At 72.0% G+C, this 17,026-nt stretch carries 13 protein-coding genes and 1 pseudogene; 9 read left to right on the forward strand and 5 right to left on the reverse strand.

Annotation, left to right across the window (positions count from 1 at the left end):
* Nucleotides 1-85 precede the first annotated feature (85 nt).
* Nucleotides 86-472 carry a hypothetical protein gene (locus tag LIX60_RS05010; RefSeq protein WP_227957375.1) on the reverse strand — a complete coding sequence of 129 codons (387 nt, stop codon included), beginning with the start codon at nt 470-472 and terminating at the stop codon, nt 86-88.
* A gap of 131 nt (nt 473-603) precedes the next feature.
* Between LIX60_RS05010 and LIX60_RS31910 the strand changes: the two are divergent.
* The 3 genes and pseudogenes from LIX60_RS31910 to LIX60_RS05020 all read left to right on the forward strand — a co-directional run.
* A pseudogene (locus tag LIX60_RS31910) lies at nt 604-784 on the forward strand (hypothetical protein); the annotation flags it as partial.
* 111 nt (nt 785-895) lie between these two features.
* Nucleotides 896-1,324, forward strand: coding sequence for a pyridoxamine 5'-phosphate oxidase family protein (locus LIX60_RS05015; protein ID WP_227962624.1), 429 nt, complete (start codon nt 896-898; stop codon nt 1,322-1,324).
* 291 nt (nt 1,325-1,615) lie between these two features.
* A complete protein-coding gene (locus tag LIX60_RS05020; protein WP_227957376.1) occupies nt 1,616-2,617 on the forward strand; it encodes a phosphorothioated DNA-binding restriction endonuclease in 1,002 nt (333 codons plus the stop codon).
* Between the two features lie 31 nt (nt 2,618-2,648).
* Here LIX60_RS05020 and mgrA read toward each other — a convergent pair whose 3' ends face one another.
* Nucleotides 2,649-3,641 carry an L-glyceraldehyde 3-phosphate reductase gene (gene mgrA / locus LIX60_RS05025; RefSeq protein WP_019710821.1) on the reverse strand — a complete coding sequence of 331 codons (993 nt, stop codon included), beginning with the start codon at nt 3,639-3,641 and terminating at the stop codon, nt 2,649-2,651.
* Nucleotides 3,642-4,328: 687 nt separating this feature from the next.
* Here mgrA and LIX60_RS05030 point away from each other — a divergent pair.
* On the forward strand, nt 4,329-6,584 hold the full coding sequence (locus LIX60_RS05030) for a glycoside hydrolase family 9 protein (protein WP_227962625.1): 2,256 nt from the start codon (nt 4,329-4,331) through the stop codon (nt 6,582-6,584).
* A gap of 290 nt (nt 6,585-6,874) precedes the next feature.
* Nucleotides 6,875-8,056 (forward strand): endo-1,4-beta-xylanase, encoded by a 1,182-nt coding sequence (locus LIX60_RS05035; RefSeq protein ID WP_227957377.1) that lies wholly within the window; start codon nt 6,875-6,877, stop codon nt 8,054-8,056.
* Nucleotides 8,057-8,261: 205 nt separating this feature from the next.
* On the opposite strand, the gene LIX60_RS31705 is transcribed toward LIX60_RS05035, so the two are convergent.
* Nucleotides 8,262-8,726 carry a hypothetical protein gene (locus LIX60_RS31705; protein WP_308101093.1) on the reverse strand — a complete coding sequence of 155 codons (465 nt, stop codon included), beginning with the start codon at nt 8,724-8,726 and terminating at the stop codon, nt 8,262-8,264.
* Between the two features lie 401 nt (nt 8,727-9,127).
* On the opposite strand from LIX60_RS31705, the gene LIX60_RS05045 reads away from it, so the two are divergent.
* Nucleotides 9,128-10,474, forward strand: coding sequence for a hypothetical protein (locus LIX60_RS05045; protein WP_227957378.1), 1,347 nt, complete (start codon nt 9,128-9,130; stop codon nt 10,472-10,474).
* On the opposite strand, the gene LIX60_RS05050 is transcribed toward LIX60_RS05045, so the two are convergent.
* Nucleotides 10,452-10,985: an NUDIX hydrolase gene (locus LIX60_RS05050; protein ID WP_227957379.1), complete on the reverse strand. Its 534-nt coding sequence runs from the start codon at nt 10,983-10,985 to the stop codon at nt 10,452-10,454. The two genes, LIX60_RS05045 and LIX60_RS05050, sit on opposite strands and share 23 nt — an antisense overlap.
* A 112-nt stretch (nt 10,986-11,097) precedes the next feature.
* The gene (locus LIX60_RS05055) at nt 11,098-12,564 is read right to left on the reverse strand and encodes an MFS transporter (RefSeq protein WP_227957380.1); all 1,467 of its coding nucleotides are present in this window, start codon (nt 12,562-12,564) and stop codon (nt 11,098-11,100) included.
* A gap of 491 nt (nt 12,565-13,055) precedes the next feature.
* Here LIX60_RS05055 and LIX60_RS05060 point away from each other — a divergent pair, with 491 nt between their 5' ends.
* From LIX60_RS05060 to LIX60_RS05070, 3 genes are all read left to right on the forward strand, one after another.
* Nucleotides 13,056-14,453 (forward strand): cytochrome P450, encoded by a 1,398-nt coding sequence (locus LIX60_RS05060; protein WP_227957381.1) that lies wholly within the window; start codon nt 13,056-13,058, stop codon nt 14,451-14,453.
* Between the two features lie 176 nt (nt 14,454-14,629).
* Entirely contained in the window at nt 14,630-15,607 is a 978-nt protein-coding gene (locus tag LIX60_RS05065) for a terpene cyclase (protein WP_227957382.1), read from the forward strand.
* Entirely contained in the window at nt 15,607-16,959 is a 1,353-nt protein-coding gene (locus LIX60_RS05070; protein WP_227957383.1) for a polyprenyl synthetase family protein, read from the forward strand. The genes LIX60_RS05065 and LIX60_RS05070 overlap by 1 nt, the downstream gene beginning before the upstream one ends.
* Nucleotides 16,960-17,026 lie beyond the last annotated feature (67 nt).

The following is a 17,026-nucleotide window of genomic DNA, read 5'->3' on the forward strand; positions in this document are numbered from 1 at the left end:
CCCGCTCAGACCCGCATCGACCGGCTGAGGTCCGCCGCTGCACCTTTCCCGGCGACACCTCCTTCTCCATCGGCCAGGCACGCGACTAATCCCTCTGGAGGGCGCGCAGGACCGCCGGTGCTTCGTCGCTGTGGACGCGCAATTCGGTGCGTCCGGATTCCGACCGGAATGCCATGGTCGCCTCGTCGGCCGACGTCATCCGGAGTTCCGGGCAGAAGAAGTGCGCGGCCGTGCGGTCGGGGCGACTGGGCTGCCACAGGGGGGCCTCGCTGCCCAGCAGGATGTGGCCGTTCTCCCATGCGCCGTCAGTGAGTTCCGGGTCGCGGAGGTCCACGGGGATGCCGACGCTCTCGCCACGGGTCAGCTTCTGCAGCCTGCGCGCTCTGCGGCGCTTCTGGACGAAACCGACCGGGTTGAGGTGAGTGATGGCCTCCATGACGACGCGGAGGAGTCCGGCGAGGATTTCGCCCATGCGCGTTCACGTCCCTGAGTGATGTCCGGTCGGTGAGCCGTTCCCAACTTGGCTGAGCGGGTGGCAGTTGGCGTGGAGGTGTCCGAGAAGAGGTGAGGCTCCCGGTAGACGGGTTGCCGGCCGAGATCAACCTGTCCGCCCGGAGCTTCACGCGCTTTGTCTACCCATCGGGGATCGATCCGTCCAGCTCGACCCCGCGGTACCTCCCGCCTGCTGTCCGCCCGGCGCCTGAAGCGGGGAACGCGGTGGCGTCGGCTGAGCGCGGACCGGCAGGCCCTGCTGGTCCCGGCCCATACGCGGGCCACGCCGACGAGCCGCGGAGCACGGAACAACGCCCCCATCCCCCCGCAATCGTCTAGCGTCGGTCGGAGCCGGCGTGCTCCGTGCCGGCCCCCCCCGACCGGTCCACGAAGGAGACACGCCATGCCCCTGAACCGTGAAGAGCGTGAGCAGTTCCTGGCCGAACCCCATGTCGCCGCGCTGTCGGTGGACGCGGGCGAGGAGGACCGGGCTCCGCTGTCCGTGCCGATCTGGTACCAGTACCGGCCGGGTGGCGACATCTGGATCATGACGGGTCTCGGCTCCCGCAAGGAACGGCTCATCACCAAGGCGGGCCGGTTCTGCCTGATGGTGGACCGCCTCGAACCGACGATCCGGTACGTGTCCGTGGAGGGCCCGGTCGTCTCCACCACCCCCGCGAAGAAGGAACTGCTGCGGGAGATCTCGGCCCGCTACCTCCCGCCGGAGAAGGTCGACGGCTACGTCGACTTCGCCTGGCAGGAGCACGGGGAACAGGTCGTCATCACCATGCGCCCGCAGCGCTGGGTCAGTTCGGACCTGGGCCAGGTCTGAGCCGCGGACGGCGCCGGCGGTCCGCGGCGCGGCACACCACCGTGCCGCGGCCGCTCGAACGGGCCGGCTCCGTACGGCGGCCGGAGGCGCGGGAACCGAGGTGGGAACCCGGCCGGGGCGCGGCGGCGCGGCTCCGGCCCGCCCCGGCCGGGGGTTCGGGGGGAGCGGCCCGCCGGCCGCCCGCCCGTCGTCCGGCGGCCGGGCCCGGTGAACGTCATCGGTGACATCACCGGCCGGACATTGTCGACGCGGAGTACCCCACTCCCGCGGGCGGCGTGAAAAGGTGGTCCGGTGACCCGGGACGAACTCCTGAACGCCTTGGCCGCCTTGCGCCGGGCCCGTATCGGGGCGGTCCGCGCCCCGCACCAACCACTGTTGCTGCTGTGGCTGCTCGGGCGCTTCACCGCCACCGGCTCCACCGCGGTCGCCTACGAGGAGGCCGAGGAACCGGTCAGCCGGCTGATCAACGATTACGGCCCGGCCGTGATGAGCCCCGCCCTCGCCCGGCAGCGCGCGGCGATGCCGTTCGTCCAGCTGGAGCGCACGCTGTGGGCGCTGTGCGACGGGAACGGGCGGCCGATCGGCCCGGACGCGCCCGAACGCGGCACCTGGCTGCGGGAGCACGGCGCCACCGGCCGGCTCCTCCCCCAGGTCGAACAGTTGCTCGCGGACCCCGGCACGCTCACGGCCGTCGCGCGGATCCTGCTCGACCAGCACTTCACGCCGTCTCTGGAGACCGCCATCCGGGCCGATACGGGCCTGGACTCGCCCGCCGCGAAGGAGGGGGCGGAGCTGTGCCTCCCCTCTCCCGCGCGTGAGCCGCGGCGGCAGCCACCCGTCCGGGCATCCGCTCCGTCCGCCCGCCGGGCCGGCTTCGCCGAGGAGGTGCTGCGGGCCTACGCCTACGCCTGCGCCATGTGCGGCTACGACGGCGCGCTGGGCCGCAACCCGGTCGGCCTCGAAGCGGCGCACATCCGCTGGCACAGCCAGGACGGCCCCGACACGGCCGACAACGCGCTGGCCCTCTGCGCCCAGCACCACACGCTGTTCGACCACGGCGTCCTGGGGCTGACCGAGGATCTGCGCATCCGGGTCTCCGGCCGCTACACCTGCCGCGGCGACGCCGGCCGGGCCGTCGACGACCTCCACGACAAGCGCCTGGCCGCCCCCCGGCCGGGCTCCCCCGCTCCCGCGCCGCGGTACGTCGCCTGGCACTCCCGGCAGGTCTTCAAGCACACGCCGGAGCGGGTGCCCCGGTCCGTACCGGCTCAGGCGGAGGGCGGCGACCGGTAGGCACCGCCCGCTCCCCCGTCCCGGTCCCGGCCTACCGGGGCGCGTGCCGGTCGATCTCGGCGAGTTCACCGGCGTCGAAGTCGAGATTCCCCACGGCTGCGACATTGGCCTCCAGCTGCTCCACGCTGCTGGCCCCGATCAGCGCGGACGTCACCCTCCCCCCGCGCAGCACCCAGGCGAGAGCCATCTGCGCCAGGCTCTGCCCCCGCCGCTCCGCGATCCCGTGGAGCGCCCGGACCCTCTCCAGGGTCTCCGGGGTGATGCCCTCGGCGGTCAGGAAGGGGCTGGAGCCCGCGGCGCGCGAGCCCTCCGGGATCCCCTTGAGGTAGCGGTCGGTCAGCAGGCCCTGGGCCAGCGGCGAGAAGGCGATGGAGCCCGCGCCGGTCTCGTCGAGGACGTCGAGCAGGCCGTCCTCCACCCAGCGGTTGAACATCGAGTACGAGGGCTGGTGGATGAGCAGCGGTGTCCCCAGGCCGGCGAGGATGCGGGCGGCCTCGCGGGTCTGCTCGGGCGAGTAGTTGGAGATGCCCGCGTAGAGCGCCTTGCCCTGCCGCACGGCGGAGTCCAGCGCTCCCATGGTCTCTTCGAGCGGGGTGTCCGGATCGGGGCGGTGGGAGTAGAAGATGTCGACGTGGTCGAGGCGGAGCCGGCCGAGGCTCTGGTCGAGGCTGGACAGGAGGCTCTTGCGGGAGCCCCATTCCCCGTACGGGCCGGGCCACATGTGGTAGCCGGCCTTGGAGGAGACCAGGATCTCGTCGCGGTACGGGCGGAAGTCGCGGGCGAAGATCTCGCCGAAGTTCCGCTCGGCCGCGCCGGGCGGCGGCCCGTAGTTGTTGGCGAGGTCGAAGTGCGTGACGCCCAGGTCGAAGGCGCGGCGCAGGATCGCCCGCTGGGTCTCCAGCGGCTTCTCGTCACCGAAGTTGTGCCACAGCCCGAGGGAGACGGCGGGCAGTTTGAGCCCGCTGCGGCCGGTCCGGCGGTAGGGCATGGTGTCGTAGCGCTGCTCGGCGGCGACGTGAGTCACGGTGCTCCTTGGGACGAGAGGCGAGGGACGGGGGACGAGGACAGCGGGGCCGGGAGTCGGGGACAAGGGGGACGGAAGGACGGAGCGGCGGACGGGACGGGCCTCACCGCGCCGCGGATCACCCTAACCGGACGCGGGCGGAGGCCCACCGCACCGCGCCTCCGCCCGGAGCGCGCCCCGGCCCCGCCGCCCTCTCCGGAACCCCCGCGCCCGCGGCGGCCGGGCTCCGTTCCGTTCTGCAACCGCTTCCGGCCCGGGGACCCGATCCCGGCTCCGGCGGGCGGACGGGCGGGAGACCCCGAGGCCGGCCCCGGCTCCCGTCCGCGCCTCTCCGCGCCTCCCCACGCCGCCCGCCGCCGGAGGGGAGCCCCGCACCGGTCCGGGAATCCCCTGGCCAGGCGGCCGGTACGGCTCGCGGCGCCCGTGGCGGGCCGGGGCGCGCCCCGCGGAGTCCGTCCCAACGGGCTGGGCGCGCAGTCGAGTTCGGCCGACCGTACATCTTGACGGCGCAACCTCCCGCCCCCAAGATGCCGTGGGAGCGCTCCCATACATCTCCTCGCTTCCTGCCCACCCCACATCGCGCGGAAGGACCGAGCCGTGACACAGCATCCGCCCCTCGACCCCCCTCAGAGGGGCCGCCCCCACCGCGGCAGGCGCCGCCTCCTCGGCGCCGTCGCCGTCGCCGGTCTGCTGGGCACCGCCCTGTCGGGGCCCGCCATCGGAGCCGAACCGGGCCCGGAGCTGGTCACGAACGGTGACTTCTCCAACGGCACCACCGGCTGGTGGTTCACCGCCAACCTCCCGGGCTCGGTCGTCGACGGCCGGCTCTGCGCCGAGGTCCCGGCCGGCACCGCCAACCCCTGGGACGCCATCGTCGGCCAGAACGACATCCCGCTGACCGCCGGTGAGAGCTACACCCTCCGCTACACGGCGACCTCCACGGTGCCCGTGACCATCCGCACCAATGTGCAGATGGCGACCGACCCGTACACCGCCGAGCTCAACGCCTCCGACCAGATCGACGAGACCGCGGAGCCCGTCGAGCACATCTTCACCGCGAACGCCGACAACGAGGAGGCCCAGCTCGCCTTCCAGATCGGCGGCAGCGACGAGGCGTACACCTTCTGCGTCGACGACGTCTCGCTGACCGGCGGCGCCGAGCCGCCCGTCTACGAGCCGGAGACCGGCAGCCCGGTGCGGGTCAACCAGGTCGGCTATCTCACCCACGCGGCGAAGAGCGGCACCGTCGTCACGGATGCCACCGATCCCCTCGACTGGACCGTCCAGGACGCCGGCGGCAAGCAGGTGGCGGCCGGGAAGACCAAGCCGGCCGGTACCGACCCGACCTCGCGCCAGAACGTCCACACCTTCGACTTCAGCAAGGTGATGAAGGCGGGCGAGGGCTACACCGTCACCATCGGCGAGGACACCAGCGAGCCGTTCGCCATCGGCGACGACCTCTACTCCTCGCTGCGCTCCGACGCGCTGGCGTACTTCTACCACAACCGCAGCGGCATCGAGATCGAGGCGGACCTGGTCGGCGAGGAGTACGCGCGCCCGGCCGGCCACATCGGCGTCGCGCCCAACCAGGGCGACACCGACGTGCCGTGCCAGGAGGGCGTGTGCGACTACAGCCTCGATGTCTCCGGCGGCTGGTACGACGCCGGTGACCACGGCAAGTACGTCGTCAACGGCGGCATCTCCGTCGCCCAGGTGATGGCCAACTTCGAGCGCACCCTGCACACCGAGGGCGCGGACGGCGCGCCGCTCGGCGACGGCAAGCTGCGGGTGCCCGAGCGGGGCAACGGCGTTCCGGACATCCTGGACGAGGCCCGCTGGCAGATGGACTTCCTGATGAAGATGCAGGTGCCCGAGGGCGAGGAGCTCGCGGGCATGGTGCATCACAAGATCCACGACGCGCAGTGGACCGGTCTGCCGCTGCTGCCCAGCGAGGACCCGCAGCCGCGCGAGCTGCACCCGCCGACGACCGCGGCCACGCTCAACCTGGCCGCGAGCGCCGCGCAGTGCGCCCGCCTCTTCGAGCCGTACGACAAGGAGTTCGCGGCGCGGTGCCTGGAGGCGGCCGAGACCGCCTGGGCCGCGGCGAAGGCCAACCCGGACGTGCTCGCCGACCCGGACGACGGCACCGGTGGCGGCACCTACAGCGACGACAACGTCTCGGACGAGTTCTACTGGGCGGCGGCCGAGCTCTTCGTCACCACCGGTGAGGACACCTACCGCCAGGCCGTGCTCGGCTCCGAGCTGCACGGTGACACCGAGGCGCTCTTCCCGCGCGGCGGCCTGTCCTGGGGCTGGACCGGCGGACTCGGCTCGCTGACCATGGCGACCGTCCCGAGCGACCTGACCGCGGGCCAGCTGGCGGGCGTCCGCGCCACGGTGGCCGAGGCGGCCGACGGCTACGCCGAGGCCTCCCGCAAGTCCGCGTACGGCGTGCCGTACGACCCGGAGGGCAACCAGTACGTCTGGGGCTCCAACAGCCAGGTCCTCAACAACATGATCGTGCTGGCCACCGCCCATGAGCTGACGGGCAAGGCCGGGTACCGCGACGCGGTGCTGCACGGCATGGAGTACCTGCTCGGCCGCAACCCGCTCAACCAGTCCTACGTGACCGGCTACGGCGAGCGGGACTCGAAGAACCAGCACCACCGGTTCTGGGCCAACCAGCTCGACCCCTCGCTGCCGAACCCGGCTCCCGGCTCCGTCGCCGGCGGCCCGAACACCGGCATCGAGGACCCGGTGGCCCAGGACAAGCTGGTGGGCTGTGCCCCGGCGATGTGCTACATCGACGACATCGAGTCCTGGGCGACCAACGAGATCACCATCAACTGGAACGCGCCGCTGGCGTGGGTGGCCTCGTACCTGGACGACCAGGGCAGCGGCATCGTCAAGTACAAGGAGAAGAAGAAGCACCGCAGGCACTGAGCCGGAGCTGCCCGGTTGAGTGAGCGATGCGGCGCGGCGGCCGGGGACACCAACTGGTGTTCCCGGCCGCTCAGTTGTGGGATCCCGCCGTCCGCCGGAGGACTGCCCGAAGGGCGGGGCGGGCCCGTCCGGACGTCCGTCCGCGGAAGGCGCCGCCGGAACCGGCCGGGCACTCCAGCCCGTTCACATCTCTTGACTCCCCGCTCGGCGAGCCTTTAACGTCCGGGAGCCACCTTCCGGAAACTTTCCGGAAACTTCTGAAACGGTTGACCCGACACGGGAGTGCTCCGATGAGACCCATCCGCTTCGCCACCGCCGCGCTCGCCACGGCCGCCCTGTCCCTGCCGCTGGCGGCGACGTCGGCCGCGGCCGACGCGCCCTCCGACCTCCGGACCGCGCCCCGCGCCAAGGACCGGCACGAGAGGCTGCGTTCGGCCGCTCCCGACGGCTTCTACGTGGGCACCGCCGTGGCGGGCGGCGGCCACCACCTCGAACAGGACTACCCGGACCCCTTCACCTCGGACCGGGAGTACCGGAAGATTCTCGGACAGCAGTTCAACTCGGTCTCCGCCGAGAACCAGATGAAGTGGGAGTTCATCCACCCCGAGCGCGACCGCTACGACTTCGGCGCGGCCGACGCCATCGCCGACTTCGCGGACCGCCACCGGCAGGTCGTGCGCGGCCACACCCTGCTGTGGCACAGCCAGAACCCGGAGTGGCTGGAGCAGGGCGACTTCTCGAAGGAGGAGCTGCGCTCCATCCTCAAGGAGCACATCACCACCGTCGTCGGCCGCTACGCCGGCCGGATCCAGCAGTGGGACGTGGCCAACGAGATCTTCGACGAGCAGGGCAATCTGCGCGCCGAGGAGAACATCTGGATCCGCGAGCTGGGACCGGAGATCATCGCCGACGCCTTCCGCTGGGCGCACGAGGCCGACCCCGAGGCCAAGCTGTTCTTCAACGACTACGGCGTGGAGGACGACAACGCCAAGAGCGACGCCTACTACGCGCTCACCCAGGAGCTGCTCGCCCAGGGTGTGCCCGTGCACGGCTTCTCCGCACAGGCCCACCTGAGCACCCGTTACGGGTTCCCGGGCGGCCTGGAGGAGAACCTGCGCCGCTTCGACGAGCTCGGCCTGGAGACCGCCATCACCGAGCTGGACGTCCGCATGGACCTGCCGGAGAGCGGTGTCCCCACCGACGCGCAGCTGGAGCAGCAGGCCGACTACTACCAGCGGACCCTGTCGGCCTGTCTGGCCGTCGAGGACTGCAACTCCTTCACGATCTGGGGCTTCACCGACAAGTACTCCTGGGTCCCGGTGTTCTTCGAGGGCGAGGGCTCCGCGACGGTCATGACGGAGGACTTCGCCCGCAAGCCGGCCTTCCACGCCCTGTACGACACCCTGCTGGACGCCAAGAAGAAGGACTGCAGGAAGCACTGGAAGGGCTGGAAGAAGGACTGGCGGCGCTGAGAGCGCCCCGCCTGCCCACCCGGCGGCCCGCCGCGAACTCCGCGGCGGGTGACCGGATTCCACGGAATCCACCCCGGGCCCGTCCCCGCCGCCTCGTCCCCGGCGGCGACGGGCCCGCCGTACGCGGGCCCGCACCGCGCGCCCCCCACGGTGCGACAGGGTCAGCGCCCGTCCAGGAAAGGAGACGCGATCAGAGCGTGGGTCATCAGCGGCCTTCCTTCCGGATCACGGGGCGGGAGGTCGTGTGCAAGCCGTGAGGGCCGACGCGGCAGTGGATTCCACCGAGCCCATCGCAGGTTCCGCAGGTCTTGCCGGACGAGTTGGTGCCGCTGCCGCCGCAGTCTCCGCAGCTCTCGTTGCGAGGAAGGTGGGAACGCCGGGAGGTGGTGGGGGGTGCGACGGCCACACGGGAGCCTCCGTCCGGAATGGAATCCCGCGTCGGCGTCTCCTCCAGAGGGTCCTCCCAGGTGTGCTGCCCGGCGTGGCCGATGAAGAGACAGCAGCCCTCACCGTCGGCCTCCTGAGCGACCACCGGGCAGTCGGGCAGCACCTTTGACTCCACCTCGGCCCTCCCGTGCCAGCGAAGCCACAACGCGGTTCCGTACGCGCCGAGGTCGTGGATGAGGCCGTAGTGCGCGCCGCCGTGGTGCGTGGACAGCTGACATCGCACAGCCCTGTCGATCCACTCCACGGCCGGCCTCGCCCGTGCTTCTCGCAGCAGGTCCTGGGGCACCCGGCGCCAGTGCGTGCACCGCATCACGGCGCCGCCCACAGAGTCGCAAGAGGGCTCCGCTCCGCGGCGACACCCACACGGCGGGAAGCGTTCCGGGTTGTCAGCGAGCACTGGGGCGCTGCCCACGCGTACGCGGGCAGAGGGCTCCCATGTCCGGCCGGATTCGCGCGATACCCGCAGCGTCATCCGTACGTAGTCCTGTCCGTTCACCATGCGCAGGAGCGTCGCGCTCCGGAGGCCCGGCCGGAAAGGCCAAGCGGGTTACCCAACGTGGGTAATATCACCCTTGGTTGACCAAGAAAAGCGATGTGTAGTCATCACGCCGGAGGGTGCCCGAGATGCCCGAGCCAGCCAGCTCGAAAGAACTCCCGGTCAACCTGCTCACCGACCCGGTGATGATCGAGGCCTGCCGAGCCAGAGACTTCCGACGCGTCTTTCAGCTCGTCAAGGCCCGCGCAGGAATCCATCCGTCGATGGTCGCGCGACGTTGCGACCTCACGCCCAGCCGCGTGGGCGAGGTGATCGCCGGGCGGCGGCAACTGCTGCACATGGACGTGATCGAGCGGATCTCCGACGGGTTGCGCATCCCTGGGCACATGCTCGGTCTGGCGCGACGCCCGTGGGAGGCTCCGCAGAACCCGATCGTCACGCCACGAGAACAAGCCGAGGCACGGAATACCGTCAACGAGCAGATGACCACAGCGCTCTCCGGAGCGAACGTGGACAGTATCCTCACCCTGGCGGCCGACCGGGACCTCAGTCCGTCGGCGCTGGACGCGCTTCACTCATCGATCGAGGACTACTGGCGCCGAGACGACGAACACGGCGGCGAGACCTTACGGCCGGCTGTCATCGGCCAGCTCCGCTACGTCGTGGATCTCCTCAGGGAACAGCGTTCCGCACGCATCCGGAATGGCCTGCACAGCATCGCGGCAGAGCTGGCCCGACTCACTGGGTGGACGCACTTCGACGCCCGCCAGTACAACCAGGCGCGCGCCTACTTCACCGAATCTCTCGGCCTGGCCAAAGCAGTCGGCGATCGCCAGTTCATGGCCAATGTGCTTGCCTGCATGAGCCTCCAGGCGACCTACCAGGACAAGCCCGGGGACGCCCTCGCGCTTGTCACAGCGGCACTGGACCAGACCCGAGCCGCCCCTGGAACAACTCCGCGCGTGCTGGCCATGCTGTCGATGCGCGAAGCCTTCGCCCACGCCGCCCTCGGAAACCACAGCGCCACCCACACCGCGATCTCGGAAGCACACACCCACTTCGACCGCATCGGTTCCGGGGATCCGGACCCACCGTGGGTGACGTACTTCGACGAGACGAAGTTGGTCGTGGACACCGGCATCGCCCACGGCCGCCTGGGCGAAGCCGCCCTCGCCGAACCCCTGATCGCGGACGCATTGCGGCGCGAACACCGGTCGAACCACAGAGGCCGCGCCTTCCACGCCTTCTGGCTCGCCCGCACCCAACTCCAGCGCGGCAAGCTCGACGAGGCGTGTCACACGGCCATGGACGCCCTGGCCTCGGCGGCGGCCGTCAGCTCAAAACGAGTCGTCGGTCATCTCCATGAGTTCCACCGACAGTTGGAGCCCTACCATCGCGAGCCGGACGCAGTTGCGTTCGCGGCCCGGCTCCGGAAAGCCCTGCCGCACCAAGTCAGCGGATCGCCTCGTCCATAAGCACGTACAGCAGCCCGACCAGAGAGCCGCTGCTGACAATCTCACGCCGGTCGATCATGCCCCTCACGTCCGCCAGCGGGATCCACTCGATCCGGTCCGACTCGTTCTTTTCGGTCGGCGGACCTTCGTACGTCGCCCCGTCGGCCCGGAAGACGTAGTGCTGGGAGTCGGTGATCCCATTGGCGGGCTCGGCGTAGATCAGTGGGGTAACCGGGCCGGGCCTCCAGCCGGTCTCCTCAAGAACCTCACGGGCTGCTGCGTCGGCCGGCGTCTCACCCTCTTCGACCAGGCCCATCGGCAATTCCCACGCCCAAGCGTTCGTGATGAAGCGGTGCCGCCACATCATGAGGATCTCGCGCCTCTCATTGACAACGGCAGCCACGGCAAGGTGGCGAAGCTTGACGACGTGGTGCTCCCAGCGGTTTCCGTCCGGTGTCTCGATGTCGGTGAGCCAGAGGTTCACCCACTTGTTCTCGTAGATCAGACGTTCCCCGTGGATTTTCCACTGCATCGCCGCGGCCCCTCTCCATCGGCCTCCAGCATCCCAGAGCAGACTCGGGGAGGTGCCGCGTTCCCAATTTTCGTCACATCGACGAGTACGGGCACGGAAGCATCACGGAGGCTCAGGCCCCCGGCCGCGCCGCCGCCCGGCGGGCCCGCAGGTCGAGCACCGCGACCGCCAGCGCCAGGGTCACCAGCGCCACGGAGACACCGAGGCTGTGGCGGAACGCCGCCGCCCAGTCCCCGTCCCCGTTCCCTCCCGCGCCCAGGCTCGCGAAGAAGACACTTCCCGCGACGGCGATGCCCGTGGCCGAGCCGATCCGCTGGCCGGTCTGCAGCACTCCCCCGGCGCTGCCGCCCTGCGCGGGCGGGACCTCGGCGAGCGTCAGCGTCTGGTTGGGCGAGATGACCGAGCCGCCGCCCAGCCCCGCCAGCAGCAGCGGCAGGGCCATGGCCAGGCCCGCCTGATGGCCCGGCACCTGGTACACCGCCAGCATCACACCGCCCAGCCCGGCCGCCACCGCCAGCAGCCCGGCGACGACCAGCGCCCGCCCGTACCGGTGGACGAAGCGCCCGCTGAACGCCGCCGCGAGCGCCGATCCGAGGGCGAAGGGCGTGATGGACAGCCCGGCCTGCAGGGCGCTGTAGCCGAGCCCCGACTGGAGGTAGAGCGTGAAGACGAAGAAGATCGACGTGAACCCGGCGAAGTAGAACAGCATGATGAGCGAGCCCAGCGCGTAGGAGCGCAGCCCGAACAGCCCCATGTCGACCAGCGGTTGGGCGTGCCGCGCCTGCCGCAGCTCCCACCGGACGAAGACGGCGAGGAACACCAGCGCGGCCGGGATCAGCAGCCATTTGCCCGCGCCCCGCCATTGCTGCGCCTCGACCAGGGGGAGGAGCAGCAGCGCCACGCCGGCGCCGAGCAGAAGGATGCCGACCGGGTCCAGGTCGCGCGCGCAGGGTTTGGTCGCGTTCTCCGGGCCGGGCAGCAGGAAGCGCGCCAGCACCAGGGCGAGCAGGCAGACCGGCAGATTGACGTAGAAGATCCACCGCCAGCCCTCCTCCGGCCCGAAGATCTGGATGATGACCCCGCCGAGCACCGGGCCGACGGCCGTGGAGAGTCCGATGACGGTGCCGAAGTAGCCGAAGGCGCGGCCGCGTTCGGCCCCGCGGAACATCTGCTGGATGAGCGCCGAGACCTGCGGGGTGAGGATGCCGCCGGCGAGCCCCTGCAGGAACCGGGCGAGTACCAGCCAGGTGGAGGACTGCGCCGCCCCGCACAGCGCGCTGGCCACGGTGAACAGACTCATCCCGATCATGAACATCCGGCGCCGGCCCCGGGCGTCCCCGATGCGTCCGGCGGGCACCAGCAGCAGGCCCAGCGCGAGGGCGTAGCCGGAGAGCACCCACTGGATGTCGCTCTCGGGTGCCTCCAGGCCCTCGCGGATGGAGGGCAGCCCGACGTTGACGATCGAGATGTCGAGCAGCGTGATGAACCCCGAGAGCAGGCAGACGGCGAGCGCCTTCCAGCGGTTGGGGTCGGGGACGTACGCGGGCTCGGCCGTGCCGGCAGCCTTGTGGTTCACCATCAGCCCTCTCGTGTGATCACCTCGTCCGAGGATGACGCACCCGGGCGGTGCCGTGCGGCATCCCCGGCGCTCCGCGGACGTCGCCGGTCCCGGGTGTCCCCCGGTCCCGCCTCCGCCGTGCTCCTCATCCCCGGCCGCGCACCCGTCCCCGGCCGCGCTCCCTTCCCCGGAGGTGCGCCGGCGCTGCCGCCCGTCACCCCTTCCGGACGGCCTGAGAGCGCTCTCCCGGCGTCTCGGCGGTGTGTCCCGACCGGGCCGCTCCGCCTGCCCGCACGTCTGCCTCTTTGTCCTCTCTTGAGCCGGTCCGCTGTCATCGGCGTGCGCGGAAGCGGCAGGGTGTGGCCCATTCCGCGGCGTGCTTCCGCGGTGCCCCGCCGGCCCGACGCACCGGCCCGCCTCGTACCCCCGACCCCTCGACCCCTCGACCCCCACCACCTCACGCTCACCGCACAGTCCCGAAGACGCGCACAGCACGTGAAGGCGAGGATCGTATGACCTTGGATCTGTCACCGGACAGCGGGGCCCGGGACGCCGGTCCCCCCGTCCCGGTCCCGGCCGTGGGGCTCGCGGAGCGGCTGCGGGGAGGCGTCAGCTTCCGCCGCGACCAGCTCGGCTTCCTGCAGTGGGCGGCCCGGACCCACGGCGACATCGTGCGGTTCCGCCTCTTCGGCATCCCCATGATCATGCTGAACCACCCGGACCACATCTACCGGGTGCTCGTCGAGCAGCGCACGAAATACGACAAGGACGCGCTGCTCTACCGCCTGGTCCGCCCGGTGCTGCGGGACGGCCTGATCGGCAACCCCGGCGGCGAGCTGTGGCAGCGCCAGCGCCGGCTGATGCAGCCCTCGTTCCGGCCGGTGATCGTCGCCAAGTTCGCCGAGAACATGACCGACGAGACGACCGCGATGCTGGAGCGCTGGGAGCGGCAGTACGCGCCGGGCGCGGTGGTGAACGTCCACGAGGAGTTCGGCGAGCTGGCGCTGCGGATCGTCAACCGTTCGCTGTTCAGCGCCCGGGTCGGCCGCGCGGCGCGGGACTTCGCGGAGGCGTTCACCGAGGCGAACGCGCTGCTGGGCCGGTTCTTCAAGTTCCCGTTCCCGCCGCTGACCGTGCCCACCCCGGCCCACCGGCGGCTGCGCCGGGCCATCGACCGGATGGACGCCTTCGTCGCCTCCTTCGTCCAGCGGCGCACGGCCGCCCCGGGGGACGAGGTCGATCTGCTCACCCTGCTGATGAACGCGGTGGACGAGGACGGTGACGGCCGGGGGATGGAGCCGGAGCAGCTCCACCACGAGGTGCTGAACCTGGTGGTCGGCGCCTACGAGACGACCACCAACGCCCTCTCCTGGATCTTCTATCTGCTCGCCGCGCACCCGGAGGTCGAGCGGAAGCTGCACGAGGAGGCGGACGCCGTGCTCGGCGGCCGGGTGCCGCGCTTCGAGGACATGGCCCGCACCCCGTACGCGCGTTCGGTGGTGGAGGAGACGTTACGGCTGTACTCGCCCGCCTGGCAGTTCATGCGCCGGGCGCGGACGGAGGACCGCATCGGCGGCTTCCACATCCCCGCCCGGTCGAACATCTATCTCAACAGCTATGTGCTGCACCGGCATCCGCAGCTGTGGGACGACCCGGAGTCCTTCGACCCCGGCCGGTTCAGCCCCGAGCGCTCCGCGGGCCGTCCCCGGCACGCCTATATGCCGTTCGGCGGCGGTGAACGCATCTGTATCGGCCAGCACTTCGCCCTGACGGAGCTCCACCTGGTGCTGCTCACCCTCGTGCGGCGGCACCGTTTCCGGCTGCCGCCCGGACAGCCGCCGGTGCGCCCGCAGCCGCTGATCACCCTCCATCCCGAGGGCGGCGTCCCCCTGGAGGTGCATCCCCGGTGAACGGATCCCCACAGCAGGAGACGCGGGCGGGGACGGGCGCGGACGCGAGTGCGGAGGCCGGCGCGGACGCCGTCCACGGGCCGGAGAACGGCTCCGGGTCCGGATCCGGGTCTGGATCCGGGCCCTGGTCCGGAACGGCCCACCAGCCGGACATCCACTGCCCGTTCCCCTCGGAGATGAGCCCTCACGCGGAGCACGCCGAAGCCCATCTGGACGCGTGGGTGGCCCGGTTCGAGGTGGTCCGGGGCACCGTGGCGCGCGAACGCTTCGGCCGCGCCGGGTTCGCGCAGTTCGCCGCCCGGACGTACCCGACGGCCGACCGGGCCCGCCTGGATCTGGTCGCCGACTGGTTCGGCTGGCTCTTCCTCGTCGACGACCAGCTGGACGACGGGCGGGTGGGCCGCGACATCGACAGCGCCCGGCGGGCGATGGACGGCCTGCTCCGGGTCCTGGACCAGGAGGGGCCGGCCGAGGGCGAACGGCCGCCGGGCGAGCCGCCGCTGGCGTGGGCGCTGCGCGATCTGTGGCACCGCACCGCGAGCCGCGCCACCCCCGCCTGGCGGCGCCGTTTCACCGGCCATCTCGCGGCCTGTCTGGAGGCCGCCTGCTGGGAGGCGGAGAACCGTATCGCGGGGGTCGTGCCGGGCGAGACCGAGTACATCGAGCAGCGGCGCCACACCGGGGCGATCTATGTGTGCATGGACCTCATCGACATCGTCGGGGACCTCGGCCTCCCCGAGGCCGTCCACGCCGGTGAGCCCTTCCAGGCGGCCCTGCGGGCCTCCAGTGACGTGGTCGTGTGGACGAACGACTGGTACTCCCTGGGCAAGGAGATGGCGCTGGGCGAGTACCACAACCTGGTGCGGGTCGTGGCGCACGCCCGGCGCCTGACCCTGCGGGAGGCGCTGGAGCACACGGCCGCCGCCATCTCCGCCGAGACACGCCGCTATCTGGTCCACCGGGAACGGCTGCTGGCGGCCCACCCGGAGCACCGGGCCGCCCTCACCACCTACCTGGCGGGCATGGAGTCGTGGATGCGCGGCAATCTCGACTGGTCACGGGCGACCCTGCGCTACCGGGAGCGGGAACGGGGCGGTCTCCCGGCCTATCTGGAGGCGACCCTCGCGCCGGCGGGCACCGAAGGGGGAACGTGATGACCGGCCGGACCGGCGCCCGGACGGAGACCCGGGGGACACCGCCCGGGGAGCCGGGCCCGGTTGGCCCCACGGACCCGGCCGCCGGCCCTGCCGCGGTCGCCACCCCCGGCGCGGACACCGCCGCCGGCGCGGACACGGACGCCGGTACGGACACGGCCTCGGGCGGAACCGCTCCCCCGCCCCCTCCGGCCCCGCCCGCCCCGCTTGCCCCGCCGTTGGCCGTCGCCCTCGCCCGTGAGACCGTTCCGCCCGCCCTCCTGGACTGGATCGCCCGGCTCGGCCCGGACCTGGCCACGCTGTGCGGGTACCAGATGGGGCTGTGCGACGCGGACGGCGCGCCGGCCCCGCCCGGGGCGGCACCGGGCCCGGAGGGCCGCGCCCCGGAGGGCGGGGACTCCTCCGGGCGTTCCGGGGGCGGCAAGCTCGTGCGTCCCGCTCTCGCGCTGGCCACCGCCGCCGCTGCCGGGGCGGAGCCCAAGGAGGCGTTACCGGCCGCGCTCGCCGCCGAACTCGTCCACAACTTCACGCTGTTGCACGACGATGTGATGGACGGCGACCGCGTGCGGCGCCACCGGCCCGCCGCCTGGGTGCGCTTCGGCACCCCGCTGGCCATCCTCGCCGGTGACGGTCTGCTGGCCCTCGCGTTCGAGGTGCTCTCCTCGCACCCGGCGCCCGGCGGCACCGATGTGACCGGCGATCTCGCCCGCGCCCTGCGGCAGTTGTGCCTCGGCCAGGGCCGCGACCTGCTGGCCGCGTCGCTCCCGCCCGCGACGGGAAGCACGCCTCCCGGCACCCCCGGAGCCCCGGGGACGGAGGACACGGCGGCCGGGGCCGTTCGGAAGATCAGTACCGAGGAATGCCTGCGCACGCTGGAGGCCAAGACGGGTGCGCTGCTGGGCTTCGCCTGCCGGGCGGGCGCGGCCTACGCGGGCGCGCCGCCCGCCGCGCAGGAGGCGTTCGAGCAGTTCGGGTCCCGGCTCGGACTGGCGTTCCAGCTCCAGGACGACGTCCTCGGCATCTGGGGACGCCCCGGCAGCACCGGCAAACCGGCTCTCTCCGATCTGCGGGCCCGCAAGCGGAGTGCGCCGGTGGTCGCCGCCCTGGCCTCCGGCAGGGCACCGGGCCGCCGGCTGGCGGAGCTCTACGCACGCCCGGGCCCGCTCGGCGAGGACGAACTCGCGCTCGCCGCCGAACTGGTGGAGGCGGCCGGAGGCCGCGACTGGACCCTGGCCAAGGCGGAACGGTGGCGGGAGGCGGCCTGGGAGAGCCTGCGCCCGCTGGAGCTGTCCGCAACGGGCCTCGCCGGTCTGCGGGAACTCACCGGCCGCCTCACCGACCGCTCCTCCTAGGCCGGGCCGGAGGGCCGCCCCGGTCCCTCCGCCCCGCGCAGGCGCCCCACCCCGGCGTCCCCGCCCC

The sequence above is a fragment of the Streptomyces sp. S07_1.15 genome, assembly GCF_020739505.1.
GTDB classification, from domain to species: Bacteria; Actinomycetota; Actinomycetes; order Streptomycetales; family Streptomycetaceae; genus Streptomyces; species Streptomyces xinghaiensis.